This is a genomic window from Streptomyces sp. NPDC048507, from assembly GCF_043199995.1.
Classification (GTDB): Bacteria; Actinomycetota; Actinomycetes; order Streptomycetales; family Streptomycetaceae; genus Streptomyces.
In genome coordinates, this window is the sequence record NZ_JBICWZ010000009.1 from 224,242 (window position 1) to 245,571 (window position 21,330).

Here is a 21,330-nt window from a genome sequence, read left to right on the forward strand (position 1 = left end):
AGGGGCGCCCCGGGACGGGCCCCGCGGACCGGCCCTCAGGCCTGTTCGGCCTCCGCGAGCAGCGCCAGCCCGCGCAACTGCTCCGGCGTCATCCCGTCGGGGATCGGCACCGGGGCCGGGGTGCGCAGCGGGGGCTGCCAGCCGGTCTCGGGCTCCCAGCGGCGCACGATCCTGGCCGGCGCGCCCGCCACCACCGCGTGGTCGGGCACCTCGCCGCGGACGACGGCTCCCGCGGCCACCACGACGTTGCGGCCCAGCCGCGCCCCCGGCAGGATCACCGCGCCGGTGCCCAGCCAGCAGCCCGGCCCGATCTCCACCGGCTCGCTGCGGGGCCACTGCCTGCCGACGGGCTCGTGCGGGTCGTCGTAACTGTGGTTGGTGGAGGTGATGTACACCCCGGGACCGCAGAAGGTGTCGGCGCCGATGGTGATCCGGGTGTCGGCGATGACGTGGCTGCCGCGGCCCAGCACCACCCCGTTGCCGAGCACCAGCACCGGATCGGGTCCGAGGTCGAGGTCCGGCATCATCCCGGCGGTCAGGGTGACCTGCTCCGCGATGATGCAGTGCGCGCCGAGCCGGATCCACGGCTCGCCGAAGACAGTGCCCTGCGGGAAGCCGAGCCGGGTGCCCTCGCCGATCGCGCCGAAGCGCAGCCGCCCCGGGTGCTGCGCGGTGACCGCCCCCGCCCGCTGCATCCAGCGCCAGCCCGCGTGCACCGCACGGCTGGCGACCCGGCGGCGCAGGGCCGTCAGCGATGGATACGTGTTCCGGTTCTTCGGCACCCGGCCACGGTAGTGGCCGCCGCCCCGGACGGCCCGGCCGCCTCCCTGTGATCTTCACCCCATCGCCGGACCTCGGCGGCGCGTGCCCTACGGTGCCCGTAGCGCGGCACAACGGAACCAGAGGGAAGTGACCATGGCGCATCAGGCACAGCCACACCAAGGCCAGGCAGGACTCATCGCGGGCGTCGGCGACCGGCGGCCGACCGTGGACCCGGCGGCCTTCACCGCCCCGACCTCCGTCGTCGTCGGCGACGTCACCCTGTCCGCGGGCGCGAGCGTCTGGTACTCGGCGGTGCTGCGCGCCGACTGCGGCCCGATCACCCTCGGCGAGGACAGCAACGTGCAGGACAACTGCACGGTGCACGTGGACCCCGGCTTCCCGGTCTCCATCGGCGCGCGCGTGTCCATCGGGCACAACGCCGTGGTGCACGGGTGCACCGTGGAGGACGACTGCCTGATCGGGATGGGCGCGACCGTGCTGAACGGGGCCGTGATCGGCGCCGGTTCGCTGGTGGCCGCGCAGGCCCTGGTCCCGCAGGGCATGGTGGTCCCGCCCGGCTCGCTCGTCGCGGGCGTGCCGGCCAAGGTGCGGCGGGAGCTCACGGCGGAGGAGCGCGAGGGCATCAAGGTCAACGCCCTGATGTACAACGAGCTGGCCGCGCAGCACCGCGCCTCGGTGACCCCGGACGCCTGAGCGGCGTACGGGGGCCGGCGCGGGCGCCGCGGCGGACCTCAGTCGGAGGTGACCGCCGCGGCCGCGGCCTGCTCGGTCCGCGCCGCCGTCTCCTCGCGGACGGCGGCGGCCGCCTTCTTGACGCGCAGCCGCAGGACCAGCGTCACGGTGAGCCCGATGAGCACGGCCACCACCAGGGCCAGCCAGGAGAACCGCTTGATCCACGGCTCGGCGACGATGCCGACGCTGTAGATGACGGCCGTGGTGCCGCCGGCCCACAGGATGCCGCCGAGGACGTTCGCGATCAGGAACCGCCAGTACGGCATGCGCAGCACGCCGGCCAGCGGGCCGGCGAAGATCCGCAGCAGGGCCACGAAGCGGCCGAAGAAGACGGCCCACATGCCCCACTTGTCGAAGGAGCGCTCGGCCAGGGCCACGTGTTCGGGCCCGAAGTGCTTGGGGAAGCGCCGGCCGAGGCGCTCCAGCAGCGGCTTGCCGCCCCGGCGGCCGATCGCGTACCCGATGGAGTCGCCGACGATCGCCCCCGCGATCGCGCACAGGCCCAGCACCACGGGGTCGATGTGGCCCTGCTGCGAGGCCAGCAGGGCCGCGCTGACCAGGATGATCTCCCCCGGCAGCGGGATGCCGAGGCTCTCCAGTCCGATGACCAGGCCCACCAGGAGATAGACACTGATCGCCGGAATCGTCTCCAGCCATTCCTGGATGTGCACCGGAACGTCCTCCCGAGTCCTCACCGGCGCGCCCCCGTGACAACGCCGAACGGGCAGCCTATCCGCTCTTCACCACAGCCTTCCCCCGCAGCGGGAGTTCGCGGGAGGAACGACCGGCGAACACCTCGCGCGGGCCTGAACCCGCCACCCACGCCTGCCGCCGCGGGTCCCAGGAGGACAGGGTCCGCGCGTCCACGTCGAGGGTGACCCGGTGGGACTCCCCCGGCTCCAGGACCAGCCGCCGGTATCCGGCGAGGGCGCGCGCGGGCTGTTCGGCCCGCAGCTCCGCGGACGGGCCGACGTACACCTGCGCCACCTCGGCGCCCCGGCGGCGGCCGGTGTTGCGGACGGTGAACTCGACGCGCAGGCCGCCGTGTTCGGGGCGTACGGCCAGATCCGCGTAGGCGAAGGTGGTGTACGAGAGCCCGTGCCCGAAGGGGAACAGCGGGGCCACCTGCCGCGCGTCGTACCAGCGGTGGCCCCCGTGGACGCCCTCGGCGTACTCCAGCCTGCCGCCCGCGCCGGGGTAGCGCACGGGGTCCCCGGCGACCGGGGTCGCCCGCCCGTCGGCCGGGAAGGTCTGGGTCAGCCGGCCGCCCGGGTCCGCGTCCCCGAACAGGACGTCGGCGGTGGCGCCCGCACCCTCCTGGCCCGGGTGGTACATCAGCAGGACGGCCCCGGTACGGGCGAGCCAGGGCATGGCCGTCGCGGACGGGGTGTTCAGGACCACCGTGGTGCGGGGATTGGCGGCGGCGACGGCCTCGATCAGCCCCGACTGGCCGCCGGGCAGCCCGAGCGAGGCGCGGTCCCGGCCCTCGGTGGCTTCCTCGTACGCGAACAGCACCACGCTGTGCGCCCGGCGGGCGGCCGCCACCGCCTCGGCGAGGTCGGCGGCCCGGGTGGCGCGGGTGGTGTGCCGCAGCCGGAAGCGCCGGCCGGCGGCTCCGCCCCGGGCGCCGACCTGCAGGCGGTGCGTTCCGGCCGCGAGCCGGACGGTCGCGCGGCGGACGGCCATGCCGTCGGGGGCGGTCGCCGGCAGGCCGCCGCCCGGGGCGGCGGGGTCCTGGAGCCCGGGGAAGAGCTCCTTGCCGTCGAGGCGTACGGACGGCGGCCCGGCTCCGGTGTGGTGGACGAGCAGGGTCCACTCGTCCTCGGCGGGCAGGGTGAAACGGGCGTCGTGGCTCCAGGTGCGGCCGGGGGCGACCGTCCGGTCCTCCAGGCCGACGGCGGGGGTCAGGGACGCCGCCGGGAGGGGCCGTCCGTACACGTCCTCGCCGAGGGCGTAGTGGACGGTGGCGCCCTTCCCGGCCCGCCGTTCGATCGCGGTGAGCGGGGATTCGGCCCGACCGGAAGGCACCCGCGCGCCGCCCCCGCCGGTGCGGGGGAAGCGTGCGGTGGACCCGATCACCGCCAGGGACCGGGCGGCGGCCCCGGTCAGGGGCAGGGTCCCCCGGACGTTGTGCAGCAGCACGGCTCCGGCGGTGGCCACCTTGCGTGCGGTGCGGGCCCCGGCGGCGGGGTCGCGGGCGGGCCGGGCGGGCGGGCGCGGGGCCAGCAGCCCGAAGCGGTCCATGGTGGTCAGGATCCGGCGCACGGCGGCGTCGACGGCCTCCTCGTGGACCGCGCCGCCGTGTACCGCCCGGAGCAGCGGTGCGCCGAAGCGGGTGCCGGAGGGCAGCTCCATGTCGAGGCCCGCCGTGATCGCGGCGACGGTGCCGTGGGGGGCGTCCCGGTCGGACAGCACCCAGCCGTCGAAGCCCCACAGGCCGCGCAGTACGTGTTCGATGAGCGGCCGGTTCTCGCAGGCGTGGGCGCCGTTCACCTTGTGGTGGGCGCCCGCCACGGCGCCCGCTCCGGCGGCGGCCGCGGCCTCGAAGCCGCGCAGCCCCGTCTCGTGGAGGGTCTGCTCGTCCGCGATGACGTCGAGGGTGTCGCGGCCCTGCTCCTGGCTCGCGAGGGCGAAGCCGGTGACGGCGGCGATCAGTCCCTCGTCCTGGATGCCGCGGACGACCTCGCCGACGAGGTCGGCGGTCAACCGGGGGTCCTCGGCGAAGCTGTCGGCGTTGCGTCCCCCGTACGGGGTGCGGATGAGGCCGGCCGCCGGTGCCAGCAGCACGTCCTGGCCCAGGGCGCGGCCCTCGCGGCCCAGGACCCGGCCGTACTCGCGGGCCAGCGCCGGGTCGAAGGCCGAGGCGAGCAGGACGGGCGCGGGCAGCGCGGTGGCGGGCCCGGTGACGCGGACCCCCGCGGGGCCGTCGGCGATCCGCAGCGGCGCGATCCCCAGGCGGGGCACGCCGGGTACGTATCCGGCCTGGCCCAGCGGGGCCGGGTCGGGGGCGCCGTGCAGCAGGGCGGTCTTCTCGTCGAGGGTGAGCCGCTCCAGCAGGGCGTCGATGCGGGCACCGGCGGCGGCCCCGCCGCCCGCGGCCCTCCCCGCGGCGGCCGGCGCCGGGGCCGGCGTACGGGGCAGGGCGCCGGGCGGCACGGTGGCCACGCAGCCCGTCGCGCCGAGCAGCGGTCCGGCGGCGGCGCCCAGCGCGCCGAGCAGCCGGATCGTGAACCGTCTGGAGACGGGCTGGTGCCCGGGCTGGTGCAACGGCGCTCCCTGGGGCCGACGGGAGCGGCCCGCGCCGGACCGCTCCCCGGGCCACTGTGCGCCGCCCACGCGCCGGGGCCGGCCGGGACGCGCCCCGGCGGGCCGAGGTTCAGCCCTGCGGCGGCCGGGGCGCGGGGCCGCCGTCGAGGCGCGGAGCCGCCGTCGTGGCGCGGGGCCGCCCGGAGCCGGAGCGCCGGAGCCCGGAGCGTCCCGGGGCGCTGTCCGCGTCAGGCGTTGGGGCGCAGCGTCCAGACGACGGTCATCTCGCCGGTGACGGCCTCGTCCTCGCGCTGGATGGCGATGGCGACGGGGAACTCGGGGCGGCCGCCCGCGTCGAGTTCGGCCACGACGTCGGCGACCGGGCGGCCGAGGGTCGCGGTGGCGGTGACGACGCCCTTGGCGAGCTTCTTGTAGCCGATCTCGGCGCGGACGGCCAGCGGCACGGCGCGCGAGAGCTGGTCACCGAAGGCGGCCAGGACGATGGCGCCGCTCGCCGACTCGGCGAGGGTGAACATCGCGCCGGCGTGCGGACCGCCGACGTGGTTGTGGAAGGCGGGCTGGTCCGGCAGGCGGACGACCGCGCGCTCCGGAGTGGTCTCCAGGAACTCGAGGTTGAGGGTGGCCGCCATCGGCACGGTCTGGGCGAGCAGTTCGCCCACGTTCATCTGGTCTGCGCTCATGGAACGCGATGTTACCCACGGGTAGGAGAGTCTGGCCAGACCTGTCCGGGGGGCGGCCGTGGCTCCGGCCCCCGGCTCCCACTATCGTTACCGGCCATGTGGCCAGGACAGCAGCAGCCGCCCGGGGGCGAACAGAACCCGCAGGGCGCGCAACAGAACCCGTACCAGCAGCAGCCGGGGCAGCCGAACCCGTACCAGCAGCAGCCGCAGCCGGGGTTCGGTGAGCAGCAGCCCGGCTACGGGTACCCGCAGGCGGGCTACCAGACGCCGCCCCCGGTCCAGCCGTGGGGCCAGCAGCCCCCGCCGCCCCCGCAGCGCGGCGGGAGCCCGTTCGCGACCAGGACCGTTGCGATCGTCGCGGCCTCGGCCGTCGTCGTGACGGCCGCCGCCACCGCGGCCTTCGTGCTGACCCGGGACGACAAGAAGAACGACCAGGCCGACGGCAAGCCGGCCGCCTCCGCCTCCGCCTCCGCTCCGGCGGCCCCCGCCTCGCCCTCCGCGCCGGGCTCGAACCCGCGCGCCGAGGGCGACGTGAAGCCGGTGATCCCGGGCTGGAAGGTCGTGATCAACCCGAAGCACGGCACCGCCTTCGACGTCCCGCCCGAGTGGAAGGTGCTGGGCTCCGGCTACATCTCCGGCATCGAGGACGAGAGCAAGAACGACGGCTCCCCCCTCGTCTCCTTCTCCGCGCCCTCCTACTTCAAGGAGGAGTGGTGCAAGGTCGACTCCAACAAGGACGGCCACGAGGAGACCACCTCACTGGCGGCCACCGGCACCAAGGGCGGCCAGGGGGCCAAGGACACCGCCGAGGCCGCGCGCAACGAGGCCGGCAACTGGGTCTTCGCCGGGTACGCGCAGAAGGCGCCCAAGGGCACCGTGAAGGTCACCGACCCCAAGGAGTACACCAGCTCCTCGGGCCTCAAGGGGCACGTGGCGACCGCGACCGTGAGCGGCCAGCCGAAGACGAACAAGTGCTCCTCGGACGGCAAGAGCATCGCGTTCAGCTTCAAGAACAACGCCGGTGACTTCACCAGCTGGGTCCTGTACGGCGCCGCGAACGTGCCGGGCGAGGTCGACCAGGCCACGTACGAGAAGATCCTGAGCTCGGTCCGCCTCACCACCGGCTGACCCCGGACAGCACGGGCACGCGCACCGCGCACCCGCACCGCGCACCCGCCCCGGGAGCCGGCCGGCCCCCGCCCGGTACCGGAATATCGGATTGGATGGCCGGCCCCCGGCGGGGGATAGTCCTGGGGTGAGTCCTTCCCCCGCCTCCGGCCCGTCCGCGCACGGCCGCCGGCCCTCCTGGGCCGGCCGCAACTACGGCCTCCTCACCGGCGCCGCCGTCATCACCAACCTCGGCAGCCACGGGGCCCTGATCGCCGCCGCGTTCGCGGTGCTGGAGGCGGGCGGCTCCGGCGGGGACGTCGGCCTGGTGGCGGCCGCCCGTACGCTGCCCCTCGTCCTCTTCCTGCTCGTGGGCGGCGCGCTCGCCGACCGGCTGCCGCGCCACCGGGTGATGGTGGCCGCCAATGCCCTCAACTGCCTCTCGCAGGCCGCCTTCGCGGTCCTCGTCCTCGCCGGGGACCCCCAGCTGTGGCAGATGATGCTGCTCACCGCGCTCTGCGGCACGGGCACCGCCTTCTTCAACCCGGCCGCCGAGGGGATGCTGCTCTCCAGCGTCTCCGGCGAGCACTCCCACCGCGCCTTCGCCCTCTTCCGCATGGCCGTGAACGGCGCGGGCATCGGCGGCGCGGCCCTGGGCGGCGCGATGATCGCGGCGATCGGGCCGGGCTGGGTGCTGGCCGTGGACGCGGCGGCCTTCGCCCTCGCCGGAGCGCTGCGCGCCTTCCTGGAGGTGGGCCGCGTCGCCGAGCGGGCGCCCGGCGGGGGTCTGCTGGCCGACCTGCGCGAGGGCTGGACCGAGGTGCGCACCCGCCCCTGGCTGTGGAGCATCGTGCTCCAGTTCTCCGTGGTCGTCGCCGTCGTCGGCGCGGCCGAGGCGGTCTACGGTCCGCTCGTCGCCCGCGACGAGCTGGGCGGTCCGGCCCCCTGGGGCATGGCGCTGGCCTGCTTCGGCGCGGGCACCATCACCGGGGCGCTGCTGATGATGGTGTGGAGACCGCGCCGCCTGCTGCTGGTCGGCACCCTGTGCGTGTTCCCGCTGGCGCTGCCCTCCGCGGGGCTGGCCGTGCCGCTGCCCGTGTGGGGGCTGTGCGCGGTGATGTTCGTCAGCGGCGCCGCGATCGAGGTGTTCGGCGTGAACTGGATGACCACGATGCACCAGGAGATACCGCCGGAGAAGTTCTCCCGGGTCTGCGCCTACGACTGGTTCGGCTCGGTGTCCATGCTCCCGCTGGCCACCGCCCTGGCCGGCCCCGCCGAGACCGCCTTCGGCCGCACCCCGGCCCTGTGGGGCTGCGCGGCGCTCGTGGTGGCGGGCACGGCCGCGGTGCTGTTCGTCCCGGACGTCCGCCGCCTGACCCGCAAGCCCCCGGCCGCGGGGCCGCTCGCGCAGGCCCCGGCCCCGCCCGCGGAGCTCCCGCGGGCCGCCCCGGCCGACGCCACCGCCTGACGGCCGGGCCACCGGGGCCGCCTCAGCCCAGGCTGAACGCGCCTTCCGGCGGCTCCGGCGAGGCGACCGCGTCGGCGTCCGCCACCGGCCGGGCCCCGCGCGCGAATCGGGCGAGGGCCGCGCCCGACTCCACCCGCGCGGGAAACGCGTCCCCCGCGCACCGCCGGGCCAGCTCGGCCACCGGCAGGGCGGCGTCCGAGGCCAGCAGCACCGCGTTGCCGAAGCGCCGCCCCCGCAGCACCCCCGGTTCCGCGATCAGCGCCAGTTCCCCGAAGACGGCCCCGAAGTTCGCCAGCTGGGCCCGCAGGAAGCCGAACGGCGCCCCGTCGGCCAGGTTGGCCGCGTACAGCCCGCCGGGCCGTAGTACCCGGGCCGCCTCCCGCGCGTACTCCACGGACGTCAGCTGCGCGGGCACCCGCGAGCCCCCGAAGACGTCGGCGACGATCACGTCCGCACTGGCGGCCGGAGCCCGGTCCAGCCAGGCCCGCGCGTCGGCGGCGCGCACGTCCACCCGCGCCCCGGCGGGTAGCGGCAGGTGCTCGGCGACCAGCGCCACCAGCCCGGCGTCGAACTCCACCACCGTCTGGCGGGAGCCCGGCCGGGTCGCGGCGGCGTAGCGCGGCAGGGTCAGGGCGCCGCCGCCCAGGTGCAGCAGGTCCAGCGGCGCTCCCGGCTCCGCCGCGCGGTCCAGTACGTGCGCGAGCCGGCGGACGTACTCGAACTCCAGGTGCTCGGGCTCGTCGAGGTCGACGTAGGACTGCGGGGCCCCGTCCACGGTCAGCAGCCAGGCCCGCTCCCGGTCCACGTCCGGCATCAGCTTGGCGGTGCCCTGGCCCACTTCCCGGACCACCGGGATCTGTTCGTCGCTCACCCCACCATTGTCAGGGCGCCACCGGGCCCTCCCAGACCTCCCGGGCCGCCGTCACGTGGGCGGCGGCCTGCGCCAGCCCGGCCCGCGCGGCCGGGTCGCGGCGGGCGGGGTCCAGCACGTTGCGCCCGAACGCCCGGCGGGCCTCGGCGGACGGGGTGATCAGCAGCACCCGGGCGCCGTCCGCGCGCAGCCGGGCGGCCTGCGCGGCGGGTGAGGGGACCTTGCCGCCGCCGAGCGCGAGCGGGGCCAGGACGACCACCCGGCGGTACCCCGCGGCGAGGTCGGCGTTGGTGGCGGAGCGGACCCCGCCGTCGATGAAGCGGCGTCCGCCCACCGTCACCGGGGGCCAGACCCCGGGCACGGCGCAGCTCGCGGACACCGCCTCCACCAGTGTGGCGGGGCCCTCCCGGTCGAAGGCGGCCGGCTCCCCGCTGAGCGCGTCGACGGCGGTGACGACCAGGCGCCGCCCGGGCCACTCGCGGGAGACCAGCCGGGCCTCCAGCACGGCGCGCCGCTCCGCCTCGTCCGGGGTGCGGGCGGCGAGCGCCATCGCGCCGACCCGCCTGCGGTAGCCGGCGGCGTCCCGGGAGCGGGCCATGGCCAGCACGTACCGGGCCAGGGTGCCCGCGCCGATCCGCGCGGCCGCCTCCCCGGCGGCGTCGCCGAGCTGGCGCTCGTACAGCTCGCGCGGGGTGAGCAGCCCGGAGGTGAGCTGCGCGCCGACCACCGAGCCGGCGGAGGTGCCGACGACGAGGTCGGCGCCGGTCAGGTCGACTCCGGCGCGGGCCAGCCCGTAGAGGATGCCGGTCTCCCAGCCGATGCCGGTCAGTCCCCCGCCGCCGAGCACCAGTGCCGTGTCGCCGCTCATCCCCGCCGCCCCTCGCCGGTCAGCACGCTGTGGTGACGGCAGTCTGACGCAGGGCCGCCGCCGTCACCACACCGGGCCGGACTCAGCCGACCTCCGTCACCGTCCCCGCGGCCACGGTGCGGCCGCCCTCGCGGACGGCGAAGCCGAGGCCCGCCTCCAGCGGGACGTCCCGTCCGAGCTCGACGGTCATGGTGACCGTCTCGCCGGGCCGGGCCACCGCCGCCGCGCCCAGGTCCACGTCACCGACCACGTCCGCGGTGCGGATGTAGAACTGCGGCCGGTAGCCGGAGGAGAGGGGCGTGGTGCGCCCGCCCTCCCGGGCGGAGAGCACGTGCACCCGCGCCGTGAAACGACGGCGGGGCGTCACGCTGCCGGGCGCGGCGACCACGTCCCCGCGCCGCACGCCGTCGCGCGGCACCCCGCGCAGGAGCAGCGCGACGTTGTCCCCGGCCTCGGCGGACTCCATCGGCTTCCCGAAGGTCTCCAGGCCGGTCACCACCGTCAGGACGGGCTCCCCCGCGGCGCCGAGCACGCTGACGCGGTCGCCCGTGCGCACGGTGCCGCGCTCGACGGCGCCGGTGACGACGGTGCCGCGCCCGGTGATGGTCAGGACGTTCTCGACGGACAGCAGGAACGGCGCGCCGGTGTAGCGCACCGGCACGGGCACGTACGTGTCCACGGCGTCCAGCAGCGCCTGGACGGCTCCGGTCCACCGGGGGTCGCCCGCCAGCGCGCCGAGCCCGGAGACCCGTACGACGGGAGCGGTGTCCCCGCCGTAGCCGTGGGCGGTCAGCAGCTCGCGGACCTCCAGCTCGACGAGGTCGGTCAGCTCGGGGTCCCCGGCGTCGGCCTTGTTGAGGGCCACCACGATGTGGTCGACCCCGACCTGGCGGGCGAGGAGCACGTGCTCGGCGGTCTGCGGCATGACCCCGTCGAGGGCGGAGACGACGAGGATCGCCCCGTCCAGCTGGGCGGCGCCGGTGACCATGTTCTTGACGTAGTCGGCGTGGCCGGGCATGTCGACGTGGGCGTAGTGCCGGGTGTCGGTCTCGTACTCGACGTGCGTGAGGTTGATGGTGATGCCGCGCTGGGCCTCCTCGGGGGACCGGTCGATGCGCTCGAACGGAACGTAGGAGGCGCCGCCGCGCTCGGCGAGGACTTTGGTGATGGCGGCGGTCAGGGTGGTCTTGCCGTGGTCGACGTGACCCATGGTGCCGATGTTGAGGTGCGGCTTGGTGCGCGTGAAGGCCGTCTTGGCCATGATGTTCTTCCCGTGGCTCGAAGCGTGGAACGGGACCCCCGGAGCGGGCCGACCCTCCCCCTGCGGGGTCCGCCGGACGATCCGGGAAGGGTCAGCTTCGTGCGCCGCCGGACGCGGCGGGGGCTTCTGCGACGAAGCCCGCTGCGGAGAGGGCGGGAGCGGAGGGGACGGCAGCCTTCGGCGCGTCCGCGACTGCGGACGGTGCTGAGGGGAAGGCCTGCCGGAACATGGGCCCGATCCTGCCGGACGGGCGCGGGGACGTCGAACGGTTTTCCCTCAGAGGTTCTTGAGGGCCTCGCGCGCCGACAGCGGTGACAGCAGGGCCCGTTCGCGGGAGACGAAGGCGTGGACGGCCCCCGGGTCGGTCTTGGCGTACTCGCGCAGGGCCCAGCCGATGGCCTTGCGGACGAAGAAGTCGCTGTGCCCCGCCTGCTCGTGGCAGTACGCGAACAGCCGCCCGGCGTCGGTGGCGGACTTGTGGGCGAGCTGGTGCAGCAGCGCGGCGCGGACCAGCCAGAGGTCCTCGTCCCCGATCCAGGCGTCCATGACCGCCGTCAGCCGCGGGTCGGCGGCCACCAGCGGGCCGACCGTGTGCGCGGCGAGCAGGTCCACGGTGTCCCACCACGGCTGCGTGACGATCAGGTGCCGGACCACCGGGAGGAACGCGGAGGAGCAGCGCGCGACGTGGCGGCGCAGGTAGTCCACGGCGAAGTACCGGTACTCACGCTCCGCCAGCTCCCAGCAGCGCAGCGCGAGCGCCGCGCAGTCCGTTTCCGAGGGGTTCGGAGTGTCCTTCGTCACGGCCGCGGACAGTTGACGCCGCAGCGGGGTGCGGATCCCGAGGAAGGGGGCGACGCCCTTCATGTACGCGGCCATGGGCGCGGCCTGCACCGGGTCCGCGGCGGCCCCGTACGCGGCGGTGAGCCGCTCCAGCAGGAGGTCCGCCAGGGCGCTGTGCGGGATGCCGGGGGGTCGCTCGGTGTTCGGCCGCATGAGGCCCAGATTACGGCGGGGCGCCGGACATCTCGGTTAGTCTCCCGGAATGTCCCTCCTCCTCGCGCCCCGCGCCCGGCTGTCGCTGCTCGTCGTGCTGCTGGCCGTCGCCGGGGTGTGCGTCGTGCGCTACGAGCCCCAGCGGCTGCTCTCGCAGGGCTGGCCCCCCGAGCTCCCCCTGGGCACGGGGGTGTTGCTGTTCGCGGCTGCGTACGGAGTGTGCACGGCGGCGTTCGTCCCGCGCCCCCTGCTCAACCTGGCCGCGGGTGCGGTGTTCGGCGCCGCGTTCGGGCTGGTGGCGGCAGTCGGCGGGACGGTCCTGGGCGCGGCGATCGCCTTCGGCCTGGGCCGGGCCCTGGGCCAGGACGCGTTGCGCCCGTACCTGCGCGGACGCTGGCTGCGGGCGGGCGACGACCAGCTCAGCCGGCACGGCTTCCGGTCGGTGCTCGCGGTGCGCGTCTTCCCCGGCGTGCCGTTCGCGGCGGCCAACTACCTGGCGGCGGTCTCCCGTTGCGGCTGGCTGCCGTTCCTCCTCGCCACGGCGCTGGGCACCGTCCCCAACACCGCCGCGTACGTGATCGCGGGGGCCAGCGCCGCCTCCCCCGGATCGCCCGCGTTCCTCTTCTCGGCCGGCTTCATCGGGCTGTCCGCGGTGCTCGCCGCGGCCGTCGCCTGGCGCAAGCGGCACCGGCTCGCACCCGCCCCCGCGGACCGGCCGGCGGACCGTCCCCTCGTCACACACCCCCCTGTGGTCACGGCCGCTCCGCACGGGCCCTAGCATCGGACCCGAACTGCCCGACGATCACAAGGACGAGCGCACCCCGACATGACCTGGTTCGAATCCCTCATCCTCGGTCTCGTCCAGGGGCTTACGGAGTTCCTGCCGATCTCCTCCAGTGCCCACCTGCGACTGACCGCGGCGTTCGCCGGCTGGCACGACCCCGGTGCGGCCTTCACGGCCATCACGCAGATCGGCACCGAGGCCGCCGTCCTCATCTACTTCCGCAAGGACATCGCGCGGATCGTCTCCACCTGGTTCCGCTCGCTGTTCACCAAGGCGCTGCGCTCCGAGCAGGACGCGAAGATGGGCTGGCTGGTCATCGTCGGCTCCCTGCCGATCGGCGTGCTGGGCCTGCTGTTCAAGGACCAGATCGAGGGTCCGGCCCGTGACCTGCGGCTGACCGCCACCACCCTCATCGTGATGGGCCTGATCCTCGGCTTCGCCGACTGGCAGGCCTCGCGCGACGCGGAGGGCGGCCGCCACCGGGTGGTCCACCAGCGCAAGACGCTGAAGGAACTGGGCGTCAAGGACGGCCTGATCTTCGGCGCCTGCCAGGCCATGGCCCTGATCCCAGGCGTCTCCCGCTCCGGCGCGACGATCTCCGGCGGCCTGCTGCTCGGCTTCACCCGCGAGGCCGCGGCCCGCTACTCCTTCCTCCTCGCGATCCCGGCCGTACTGGCCTCGGGTGCCTTCGAGATCAAGGACGTCATCGAGACCCCCGGCCACATCACCTGGGGTCCGACGATCTTCGCGACGGTCATCGCCTTCTTCGTCGGCTACGCCGTGATCGCCTGGTTCATGAAGTTCATCTCCACCAAGAGCTTCATGCCCTTCGTGTGGTACCGGATCCTGCTCGGCATCGTCCTCTTCGCCCTGATCGGCGCGGGCGTCCTCAGCCCCCACGCCGGCGAGTCCGGCTCCTAGGGGCCCTCGCTCACCACTTCGCGTGAACCGGAGGCCGCCCTGGAACGTTCCCGGGCGGCCTCTGCGTCGTTGTGCCTGGAGCGATAGGAAGCAGCAGGGGGTGTCCCGCATGAGCCGTGTGGTACTTGAACGATTTCCCGCCGGAAGCCCGAGGGGCAGCTGGCCCGCCGAGGAGTACGCCGCCCAGCGGACGCGCGAGGGCGTCCCGGCGGAGGTGGTGATGGACCTCGCCAGCGACGCCTTCCTGGTGGTGGTCCGCCAGCGGGAGGCCCATTCCGGTCACTGACGGCCCCCGCCCGATCCGGCCGCCGCACGCCCCTTGGCCTCGCGGCCCCGCAGCCCCACACTGTCCCGATGACGCAGCGTGTGGACCTCGCGACGGTAATGGACCGGCTGGCCATCGACGAGGTGGTGTCGGGCTACGCGGCGGCCGTCGACGACGGGGACTGGGCCGCCTACCGGGCCCTGTTCGCCCCCGCCGGGCGGGCCGACTACACCTCGGCCGGCGGGGTCGAAGGCCCGGCCGGGGAGGTCGCGGACTGGCTGGAGCGGACCATGGAGCTCTTCCCGGTGCGCCAGCACCTGATCGTCAACCGGCTGATCCGGCTGGAGCAGGACCGGGGCGGCGCCCCCGGGGACACGGCGGGGGTCCGGGCGGACTTCCTCAACCCGATGCGGCTCGCGGACGGGCGCTCCGGCGCCGCCGTGACCACCCCCAACTTCGTCGCCGCCGGCCGTTACGCCTTCGCGCTGGCCCGCACCGCCGACGGCTGGCGCCTGACCCGGGTCACCGTGCACGAGAAGTGGCGGCACATGCCGGCGTGAAGGACGGGGCAGGCGGTCCCACACTGGAGAGGGAGGCGCGTCTTGGACACGAAGCGGACCCGGTGGTGGCGTGCGGCAGCCGCGGTGGCCGCCGGGGCGCTGCCCTGCCTGGCCTTCCCCGCGCCGGCCCTGTGGTGGTTCGCCTACGTCGCGCTCGTGCCCTGGATGCTGCTGCTGCGCACCGCCCCCAGCGGGCGGCGGGCGGCCCTGGAGGGCTGGCTCGGCGGCGCGGGCTTCATCGTGGCGGTGCACCACTGGCTGCTGCCGAGCCTGCACGTGTTCCTGGTGCCGCTGGCCGCGCTGCTGGGACTGCTCTGGATCCCCTGGGCCCTGCTGGTACGGGAGCTGCTCGGCGGGGTGCCGGGCCGGGGCCGGGCGGGTGGCGCGCTGGTCCTCGTACCGGCGGGGTGGCTGCTCTCGGAGCTGGCCCGGTCCTGGCAGGGGCTGGGCGGGCCGTGGGGGCTGCTCGGAGCCAGCCAGTGGCAGGTGGCGCCGGTGCTGCGGCTCGCTGCGGTGGGCGGGGTGTGGCTGGTGAGCCTGCTGGTGGTGGCGGTGAACTGCGCGCTGGTCCTGCTGGTGGCGGCGCCGCGGGCTCGGGTCCCCGCGGTGGCGTCCCTCGCGGGCTGCGCGGTGCTGACGGGGGTGGTGTGGCTGTGGCTGCCCCGCCCGGAGGCCGCGGGCGTGCTGCGGGTGGCCGTGGTCCAGCCGGGTCCGGTGACGGACGGCCCGGGCGGCGGCGGGGACGGGGACGGGGACGGCCCGCAGCGGCGCTTCGACGCCCAGGAACGGCTGACGCGGACGCTGGCGGGGTCGCGGGTGGACCTGGTGGTGTGGGGCGAGAGCAGCGTCGGCGCCGACCTGGCCGCGCGGCCCGACCTGTCGCGCCGGCTGGCCGGCCTGTCCGCCCTCACCGGCGCTCCGCTGCTGGTCAACGTGGACGCGCGGCGCTCGGACCGGCCCGGCATATACAAGAGTTCCGTCCTGATCGGCCCACAGGGCCCCACCGGCGACCGGTACGACAAGATGCGGCTGGTGCCCTTCGGGGAGTACGTGCCGGCCCGCGCGGTGCTGGGCTGGGCCACCTCGGTCGGCAAGGCGGCCGGTGAGGACCGGATGCGCGGCGCGGGCCCGGTGGTCATGGAGCTGCCCGGCGGCACCCGGCTCGGGCCGCTGGTGTGCTTCGAGTCGGCCTTCCCCGACATGAGCCGCGCGCTGACGCGTCAGGGGGCCGCGGTGCTCGTCGCCCAGTCCTCGACGTCATCGTTCCAGCACAGCTGGGCCCCGGCCCAGCACGCTTCGCTGGGGGCCCTGCGCGCCGCCGAGACCGGCCGCCCGATGGTGCACGCCACCCTCACCGGGGTCAGCGCGGTCTACGGCCCGTCCGGCGAGCGGATCGGCCGGCCGCTGTCGACGCGGGAGCGTACGGCGGCCGTCTACGAGGTCCCCCTCGCCCGGGGCACGACCCCCTTCGTCCGCTTCGGCAACTGGCCGGGCGGCGCCTCGGTGGCCGCGCTTGCCGCGTACTGCGCGCTCCGCCTGGCGCGGGCCGTCAGGCCGGCGAGGCCGCCGTCGCCTGCTCCAGAGCCGTCAGCACCACCCGCTCGCACAGTTCGTGGGTGAGCAGCGCGTCCCGGGCGCTGAGCACCTGCCCGGCCGCCACGGCCTCCAGGAAGGTGTCGACGACCTGCTCGATGCCGCGCTGGCGGGCCACCGGCACCCAGTCCCCGCGCCGCCGCAGCGTCGGCTGGCCCTTGTGGTCGATGACCTCGGCGAGGTTGACGACCTGACGCTTGGAGTCCTGGCCGGACACCTCCAGGACCTCCTCGGTGGAGCCGGAGAGGCGGTTCATGATGCCGAGGGCGGTGAATCCGTCACCGGACATCTGGAGCACCACCTGGTGCATCAGCCCCTCGCGGACCACGGCCCGCACGTCGATGTGGTCGGCCTCGCCCGGCAGCAGGAAGCGCAGGGTGTCGACGACGTGGATGAAGTCGTCGAGGACGAGCGTGCGCGGGTCCTCGGGAAGGCCCACCCGGTTCTTCTGGAGGACGATCAGCTCGCGCGGGTGGTCGGCGCACTGCGCGTAGCCGGGCGCGTGGCGGCGGTTGAAGCCGACGCACAGCGCGACCCCGCGCTCCTCTGCCAGCTCCACCAGGCGCCGCGAGTCCGCGAAGGCGTAGGCCAGCGGCTTGTCCACGTACGTCGGTACGCCCGCCTCCAGCAGCCGCGCCACGATCTCGGGGTGGGCGGCGGTCGGGGCGTGCACGAACGCGGCGTCGAGGCCCTGCCCGAGGAGCGCGTCCAGCGAGGCGTGGCGGCGTTCGACGGGGACGTGGTGGAGCGCGCCGATCCGCTCCAGCGTGGCCGGGGTGCGCGTCTGCAGGTGCAGTTCCACACCGGGACGGGTGGTGAGGACCGGCAGGTACGCCTTCTGGGCGATGTCGCCGAGTCCGATGACGCCGACCTTCACCGGGTGCCTCCTGATATGTGCCGTACGGGACCCCCGCAGCTTAATCCCTGGTGGGAGGGGGAGCGTTCGGGTGAGGATGGCGGCCATGACTTCCGACGGATCACACCGCACCGAACCCTCCACCACCGCGGGCGAGCGGGACATGCTGGACGGCTGGCTCGACTACCACCGGGCCACCCTCGCCTGGAAGTGCTCCGGGCTGACGGAGGACCAGCTGCGCAGCGTCCCGCTCGCCCCCTCGGGGCTGAGCCTGATGGGCCTCGTCCGGCACATGGCGGAGGTGGAGCGGTACTGGTTCCGGGAGATCGCGCTCGGCGCGGACCTGCCCGACCTGTACAGCACGGCCGAGGACCGCGACGGGGACTTCCACTTCACCGGCGCCGACAGCTGGGCCGACTCCGAGCAGGTGTGGCGCACGGAGGTCGAGCTGGCCCGGGAGGCGGCCCGGGGCCGCTCCCTCGACGCGGTGTCGGACGCCGCGAGCCACCACCGCGGCGAGGTGTTCAGCCTCCGCTGGATCTACACCCACATGATCGAGGAGTACGCGCGCCACAACGGGCACGCGGACCTGCTGCGCGAGCACATCGACGGCGCCACCGGCGAGTAGGCGTGTCCTCCGGACACCGCTCGGCCGTCACCCGTGCGGGGTGAATATCGGCGCTGGGTTTTCACAACGGGGTCCTCGCACAGCAGAGTTGCGCGGGTGCTTCCCACCCGAACCTCCGCGAAACTGCTCATCGGAGCCGCCTGTGCCGTCTCCGCCGTCTCGGGCTGCGTGAACGTGGCCCCCGCGCCGGGGCGGCCCGCGACGGCCCCCTCGCCCGGCGCGGCGCCCCAGTACGAGCCGCGCGGCGGGCCGGGGTCGCTGCCGGTGGTCGTCCAGGCGCCGGCGCTGGAGGCGCTGGGCGCGGTGCCCCGCGAGGGCGCGCGCCCCTCCGCGCCGACGGCCGCGGCCCGGGGCACCGCGCGCACCGCCCCCCGTACCCCCTCGGGGGCCGTGGAGGCCGTTCCTCCGGTCCCGGACATCCCGGAGCCCCCCGAGGAGGCCCGGCGGCCGCAGCGGCACGCGCAGGACCGTCCGGATCCGGTACGGCACGACGTCCGGGTGCCGCGCGAGCTGGTGCGGGAGCTTCCCGTCCGCCCGGCGGACGTGTGCGCCCTGGGCCGGCGGCACGGCCACTGGCACCCCGACAGCCCCGAGGCCCGCATCTGCGCGGGCGTCCAGGACGGCTGAGGCGGCCGGGCCCGTCCGCCGTCTACGGGGACTGCTCCGGGAACGGCCGCCGCCCCGGGCCCTGTTCCGTCGCGAGCCGCCGCTCCAGCCGGGCGATGGCGGCCCGCACCCCGTTCCCGTACCCGTCGTCGGGCAGGACGGCCGTGGCCGCGCGGGCCCGAGCGAGGTGCACCCGGGCGGCGTCGGGGCGGCGGAGCTTGACGTAGTCGGCGGCGAGGCTGAGGTGGAGCGAGGGGTAGAAGACGCGCACCGCCTCGCGCGGGCCCTCCCCGAAGGTGTCGGCAGCGGTCAGGGCCCGCAGGTCCCAGGCCAGTTCGTCGGCGGGGTCGTCCTGGGCGTCGGCGAGGTAGTGCGCGAGGGTGCACCGGTGCAGGGAGTCCCCTTCGGCACCGATCTCGGACCAGATCTCGCCGAGCCGGTTGCGGGCCTCCTCGCGGTCGCCGGCGTGCAGCAGGATGACCGCCTGGCCGATCCTGGTCATGACGGCGTCCTCCGACGCCTCCTGCTGCTCCGTCAACGCGGCCTCCGGCTCGCTCCGCCGGCCCGCTCCGGTCCGGTCAGCACGAAGCTAGCCGCAGGCACCGGCTCTGACGCCGAGGCGCGGTGTGGCGTCAGCCCAGGTCGGGGATGCGCCAGTCGATCGGCTCATGGCCCTGGGCGGCGACGGCCTCGTTGATCTGGGTGAAGGGGCGGGAGCCGAAGAACTTCTTCGCCGAGAGCGGTGAGGGGTGCGCGCCCTTGACGATGACGTGCCGCTCCCCGTCGATCAGCGGGATCTTCTTCTGGGCGTAGGCGCCCCAGAGGACGAAGACGACCGGGTCGGGGCGCTCGGACACCGCGCGGATCACGGCGTCGGTGAACTTCTCCCAGCCCTTGGCCTTGTGCGAGTTGGGCTCGGCCTCGCGGACGGTGAGGACCGCGTTGAGGAGCAGCACGCCCTGGCGGGCCCACGGCATCAGGTACCCGTTGTCCGGGACCGGCAGGCCCAGCTCCTCCTTCATCTCCTTGTAGATGTTGCGCAGCGAGGGCGGGGTCTTGACCCCCGGCTGCACGGAGAAGCACAGGCCGTGCCCCTGGCCCGCGCCGTGGTACGGGTCCTGGCCGAGGACCAGCACCTTCACCCGGTCGAACGGCGTGGCCTCCAGGGCGGCGAAGACCTGCTCCCGGGGCGGGTAGACCGGCCCGTTCGCCCGCTCCTTCTCGACGAACTCGGTGAGTTCCCTGAAGTAGGGCTGGTCCAGCTCCCCGCCGAGAACGGGGAGCCAGGACTCGGGCAGCATCTGGGTCACGTCGACAACCTCCGGTACAAGTTCGTGCAACTGCTCAGAACCTACCGGGGGCCACTGACAACGCCGCGACCCGGGCACCGCCCGCGATGGTCACCAGCTGGTCTTGCGGTACAGCTCCCACATCTGCATGGCGGTCTGCGGGTCCAGCGCCCGCTCGGCTCCGGCGATGTCCTCGCGCGCGCCGACGTACAGCTTGCCCTGCCACAGCGGCAGCAGCCGGACGTCCTGGGCGAAGATCTGCTGGGCCGTCTCGAACTCCTTGACGCCGGCCGACCGGTCGCCCTCGCGGCGGGACTTGGGCAGCAGGTCGTTGAGGATCTCGGTGGGCTCGTACGGGGTGCCGACCGCGTTGTCCTTGCCGACGAACGGCGCGATGAAGTTGTCCGGGTCCGGGAAGTCGGGGAACCAGCCGCGGCCGAAGACGGGGTACTCGCCGTTCTTGTAGCCGACCTGGAAGTCCTTCCATGGCTTGTTCCGCAGGGTGATCCTGAAGAGGCCGCTCTCGTCCAGCTGGCGCTTGAGCTCGGTGAACTCGTCCGCCGTGGAGCCGCCGTAGCGGTCCGTGGTGTACCAGAACGTCAGGTCCACCGGCACGGGGATGTTGGCCGCGGTGAGGAGCTTCTTGGCCTTGGCGACGTCGGGCTGGCCGTACAGGTCGTAGAAGGGCGTCTTGTGGCCGACGACGCCCTTGGGGACCATCGAGTACAGCGGTTCGGCGGTGCCCTGGTAGACCTTGGTGACGAGGGCGCCGCGGTCGACGACCTGGGCGATGGCCTGGCGCACCGGGAGCTTGGCGACCTGCGGGTCCTTGGGGTTGAAGACCAGGTAGCGGATCTCGGCGCCGACGTTCTCGACGACCTGGACGCCCGCGTTGTGCGAGGCGGTGCTCTGCAGGTCCCTGATCTCCGGGGCCGAGAGGCCTCGGTAGGTGGCGTCGATCTCCTTGGACTTCAGGGCCGCGACCATGGCGTCGGACTTGCCGAAGTAGCGGATGGTCACGCCGTCGTTGCGGCGGTTGGCGAAGCCCTGGTAGCTGCCGTTGCGGCCGAGGACGGCCTCGGAGTTCTCCGCGTAGGAGGTGAGGACGTAGGGGCCGGATCCGGTGGCCTTGCCGTCGGAGCGCACCTTGTTGGCCGGGTACTCCTTCGGCGGGACCAGCGAGGCGGCCGGGGAGCCGAGCACGAAGGGGAACGTCGCGTCGGGGGTGTTCAGGTGGAAGACGACCGTCAGCGGGTCCGGCGTCTCGATCTTCTCCAGGGAAGCGAAGAGGCCCTTGGGGCCGACCTGCGAGTTGATCGTCATGATCCGGTCGAGGGAGTGCTTGACCGCCTTGGAGTCCAGCGGCTCGCCGTTGGAGAACTTCAGGCCCTTGCGCAGGGTGCAGCGGTAGGACTCGTTCGCCGAGTCGGTGAAGTCGCAGCTCTGGGCCGCGTCCGGCTGGGGCTTGGTGCTGCCGGTGGGGAACGCCAGCAGGGTCTGGTAGATGTTCCGGTACAGCTCCCAGGAGCCGTCCCAGGCCGCTGCGGGATCGAGGGTGCTCGGGGCGCTGGTCGTGCCGACGACGATCCTTTTCGCCTGGTCACCGCTGTCGTCGGAGAGAAGACCGCATCCGGCGAGCAGGGATATGGACGCAAGGGCCGCAGTGATCTGCAGGCATCTGGTCCGGTTGAACACGTGCACGCTCCTCGATCAGCCAGGGGTGCGGCAGACCCTACCTCAGTGCGTCACAAATCCAATGGGCAGGTTTCGTGAGGCACTTGACCGATTTCGTGCGTAT

Annotated in this window: 22 protein-coding genes; 10 read left to right on the forward strand and 12 right to left on the reverse strand. The window is 74.6% G+C overall.

Annotation, left to right across the window (positions count from 1 at the left end):
- Positions 1 to 35: 35 nt before the first annotated feature.
- Positions 36 to 782 (reverse strand): acyltransferase, encoded by a 747-nt coding sequence (locus ACGFXC_RS25055; protein WP_393716292.1) that lies wholly within the window; start codon positions 780 to 782, stop codon positions 36 to 38.
- A gap of 133 nt (positions 783 to 915) precedes the next feature.
- On the opposite strand from ACGFXC_RS25055, the gene ACGFXC_RS25060 reads away from it, so the two are divergent.
- Positions 916 to 1,476 (forward strand): gamma carbonic anhydrase family protein, encoded by a 561-nt coding sequence (locus tag ACGFXC_RS25060; protein ID WP_393716294.1) that lies wholly within the window; start codon positions 916 to 918, stop codon positions 1,474 to 1,476.
- 38 nt (positions 1,477 to 1,514) lie between these two features.
- On the opposite strand, the gene ACGFXC_RS25065 is transcribed toward ACGFXC_RS25060, so the two are convergent.
- The 3 genes from ACGFXC_RS25065 to ACGFXC_RS25075 all read right to left on the reverse strand — a co-directional run bounded on the left by ACGFXC_RS25065 (position 1,515) and on the right by ACGFXC_RS25075 (position 5,462).
- On the reverse strand, positions 1,515 to 2,186 hold the full coding sequence (locus ACGFXC_RS25065) for a DedA family protein (protein WP_393716296.1): 672 nt from the start codon (positions 2,184 to 2,186) through the stop codon (positions 1,515 to 1,517).
- 58 nt (positions 2,187 to 2,244) lie between these two features.
- Positions 2,245 to 4,782 carry a beta-glucosidase gene (locus tag ACGFXC_RS25070; RefSeq protein WP_393716298.1) on the reverse strand — a complete coding sequence of 846 codons (2,538 nt, stop codon included), beginning with the start codon at positions 4,780 to 4,782 and terminating at the stop codon, positions 2,245 to 2,247.
- A 227-nt stretch (positions 4,783 to 5,009) separates the two neighbouring features.
- Positions 5,010 to 5,462 (reverse strand): DUF4442 domain-containing protein, encoded by a 453-nt coding sequence (locus ACGFXC_RS25075; protein ID WP_393716299.1) that lies wholly within the window; start codon positions 5,460 to 5,462, stop codon positions 5,010 to 5,012.
- 96 nt (positions 5,463 to 5,558) lie between these two features.
- On the opposite strand from ACGFXC_RS25075, the gene ACGFXC_RS25080 reads away from it, so the two are divergent.
- Both ACGFXC_RS25080 and ACGFXC_RS25085 read left to right on the forward strand, forming a co-directional pair.
- On the forward strand, positions 5,559 to 6,590 hold the full coding sequence (locus ACGFXC_RS25080; protein ID WP_393716301.1) for a hypothetical protein: 1,032 nt from the start codon (positions 5,559 to 5,561) through the stop codon (positions 6,588 to 6,590).
- A 127-nt stretch (positions 6,591 to 6,717) separates the two neighbouring features.
- Complete coding sequence (locus tag ACGFXC_RS25085) at positions 6,718 to 8,037, forward strand: MFS transporter (RefSeq protein WP_393716303.1); 1,320 nt, start codon at positions 6,718 to 6,720, stop codon at positions 8,035 to 8,037.
- Positions 8,038 to 8,059: 22 nt separating this feature from the next.
- Here the strand turns inward: ACGFXC_RS25085 and ACGFXC_RS25090 are convergent, their stop codons facing one another.
- The 4 genes from ACGFXC_RS25090 to ACGFXC_RS25105 all read right to left on the reverse strand — a co-directional run bounded on the left by ACGFXC_RS25090 (position 8,060) and on the right by ACGFXC_RS25105 (position 12,030).
- Entirely contained in the window at positions 8,060 to 8,851 is a 792-nt protein-coding gene (locus ACGFXC_RS25090; RefSeq protein ID WP_393716393.1) for a spermidine synthase, read from the reverse strand.
- A gap of 67 nt (positions 8,852 to 8,918) precedes the next feature.
- The gene (locus ACGFXC_RS25095; RefSeq protein WP_393716305.1) at positions 8,919 to 9,776 is read right to left on the reverse strand and encodes a patatin-like phospholipase family protein; all 858 of its coding nucleotides are present in this window, start codon (positions 9,774 to 9,776) and stop codon (positions 8,919 to 8,921) included.
- 82 nt (positions 9,777 to 9,858) lie between these two features.
- Positions 9,859 to 11,037: an elongation factor Tu gene (gene tuf, locus ACGFXC_RS25100; protein ID WP_393716307.1), complete on the reverse strand. Its 1,179-nt coding sequence runs from the start codon at positions 11,035 to 11,037 to the stop codon at positions 9,859 to 9,861.
- A gap of 276 nt (positions 11,038 to 11,313) precedes the next feature.
- A complete protein-coding gene (locus ACGFXC_RS25105) occupies positions 11,314 to 12,030 on the reverse strand; it encodes a DNA alkylation repair protein (RefSeq protein ID WP_393716308.1) in 717 nt (238 codons plus the stop codon).
- Between the two features lie 49 nt (positions 12,031 to 12,079).
- On the opposite strand from ACGFXC_RS25105, the gene ACGFXC_RS25110 reads away from it, so the two are divergent.
- The 5 genes from ACGFXC_RS25110 to lnt all read left to right on the forward strand — a co-directional run bounded on the left by ACGFXC_RS25110 (position 12,080) and on the right by lnt (position 16,180).
- Positions 12,080 to 12,808 carry a TVP38/TMEM64 family protein gene (locus ACGFXC_RS25110; protein ID WP_393716310.1) on the forward strand — a complete coding sequence of 243 codons (729 nt, stop codon included), beginning with the start codon at positions 12,080 to 12,082 and terminating at the stop codon, positions 12,806 to 12,808.
- Between the two features lie 48 nt (positions 12,809 to 12,856).
- Positions 12,857 to 13,735 carry an undecaprenyl-diphosphate phosphatase gene (locus tag ACGFXC_RS25115; protein ID WP_393716311.1) on the forward strand — a complete coding sequence of 293 codons (879 nt, stop codon included), beginning with the start codon at positions 12,857 to 12,859 and terminating at the stop codon, positions 13,733 to 13,735.
- 109 nt (positions 13,736 to 13,844) lie between these two features.
- Positions 13,845 to 14,021, forward strand: coding sequence for a hypothetical protein (locus ACGFXC_RS25120; protein WP_393716313.1), 177 nt, complete (start codon positions 13,845 to 13,847; stop codon positions 14,019 to 14,021).
- 68 nt (positions 14,022 to 14,089) lie between these two features.
- Entirely contained in the window at positions 14,090 to 14,560 is a 471-nt protein-coding gene (locus ACGFXC_RS25125) for a nuclear transport factor 2 family protein (RefSeq protein WP_393716315.1), read from the forward strand.
- Between the two features lie 42 nt (positions 14,561 to 14,602).
- Entirely contained in the window at positions 14,603 to 16,180 is a 1,578-nt protein-coding gene (gene lnt / locus ACGFXC_RS25130; RefSeq protein ID WP_393716317.1) for an apolipoprotein N-acyltransferase, read from the forward strand.
- On the opposite strand, the gene ACGFXC_RS25135 is transcribed toward lnt, so the two are convergent.
- A complete protein-coding gene (locus ACGFXC_RS25135) occupies positions 16,110 to 17,030 on the reverse strand; it encodes a Gfo/Idh/MocA family protein (RefSeq protein WP_393716319.1) in 921 nt (306 codons plus the stop codon). The two genes, lnt and ACGFXC_RS25135, sit on opposite strands and share 71 nt — an antisense overlap.
- A gap of 85 nt (positions 17,031 to 17,115) precedes the next feature.
- Between ACGFXC_RS25135 and ACGFXC_RS25140 the strand changes: the two genes are divergently transcribed.
- Both ACGFXC_RS25140 and ACGFXC_RS25145 read left to right on the forward strand, forming a co-directional pair.
- Complete coding sequence (locus ACGFXC_RS25140; RefSeq protein ID WP_393716321.1) at positions 17,116 to 17,637, forward strand: DinB family protein; 522 nt, start codon at positions 17,116 to 17,118, stop codon at positions 17,635 to 17,637.
- 96 nt (positions 17,638 to 17,733) lie between these two features.
- Positions 17,734 to 18,264, forward strand: a complete 531-nt coding sequence (locus ACGFXC_RS25145; protein WP_393716323.1) for a hypothetical protein — start codon at positions 17,734 to 17,736, stop codon at positions 18,262 to 18,264.
- A gap of 22 nt (positions 18,265 to 18,286) precedes the next feature.
- Here ACGFXC_RS25145 and ACGFXC_RS25150 read toward each other — a convergent pair whose 3' ends face one another.
- The 3 genes from ACGFXC_RS25150 to ACGFXC_RS25160 all read right to left on the reverse strand — a co-directional run bounded on the left by ACGFXC_RS25150 (position 18,287) and on the right by ACGFXC_RS25160 (position 21,227).
- Complete coding sequence (locus ACGFXC_RS25150; protein ID WP_393716324.1) at positions 18,287 to 18,781, reverse strand: hypothetical protein; 495 nt, start codon at positions 18,779 to 18,781, stop codon at positions 18,287 to 18,289.
- A gap of 94 nt (positions 18,782 to 18,875) precedes the next feature.
- Positions 18,876 to 19,544 carry a uracil-DNA glycosylase gene (locus ACGFXC_RS25155; RefSeq protein WP_351827582.1) on the reverse strand — a complete coding sequence of 223 codons (669 nt, stop codon included), beginning with the start codon at positions 19,542 to 19,544 and terminating at the stop codon, positions 18,876 to 18,878.
- A 99-nt stretch (positions 19,545 to 19,643) separates the two neighbouring features.
- Complete coding sequence (locus ACGFXC_RS25160) at positions 19,644 to 21,227, reverse strand: ABC transporter substrate-binding protein (RefSeq protein WP_393716325.1); 1,584 nt, start codon at positions 21,225 to 21,227, stop codon at positions 19,644 to 19,646.
- Positions 21,228 to 21,330: the final 103 nt, after the last annotated feature.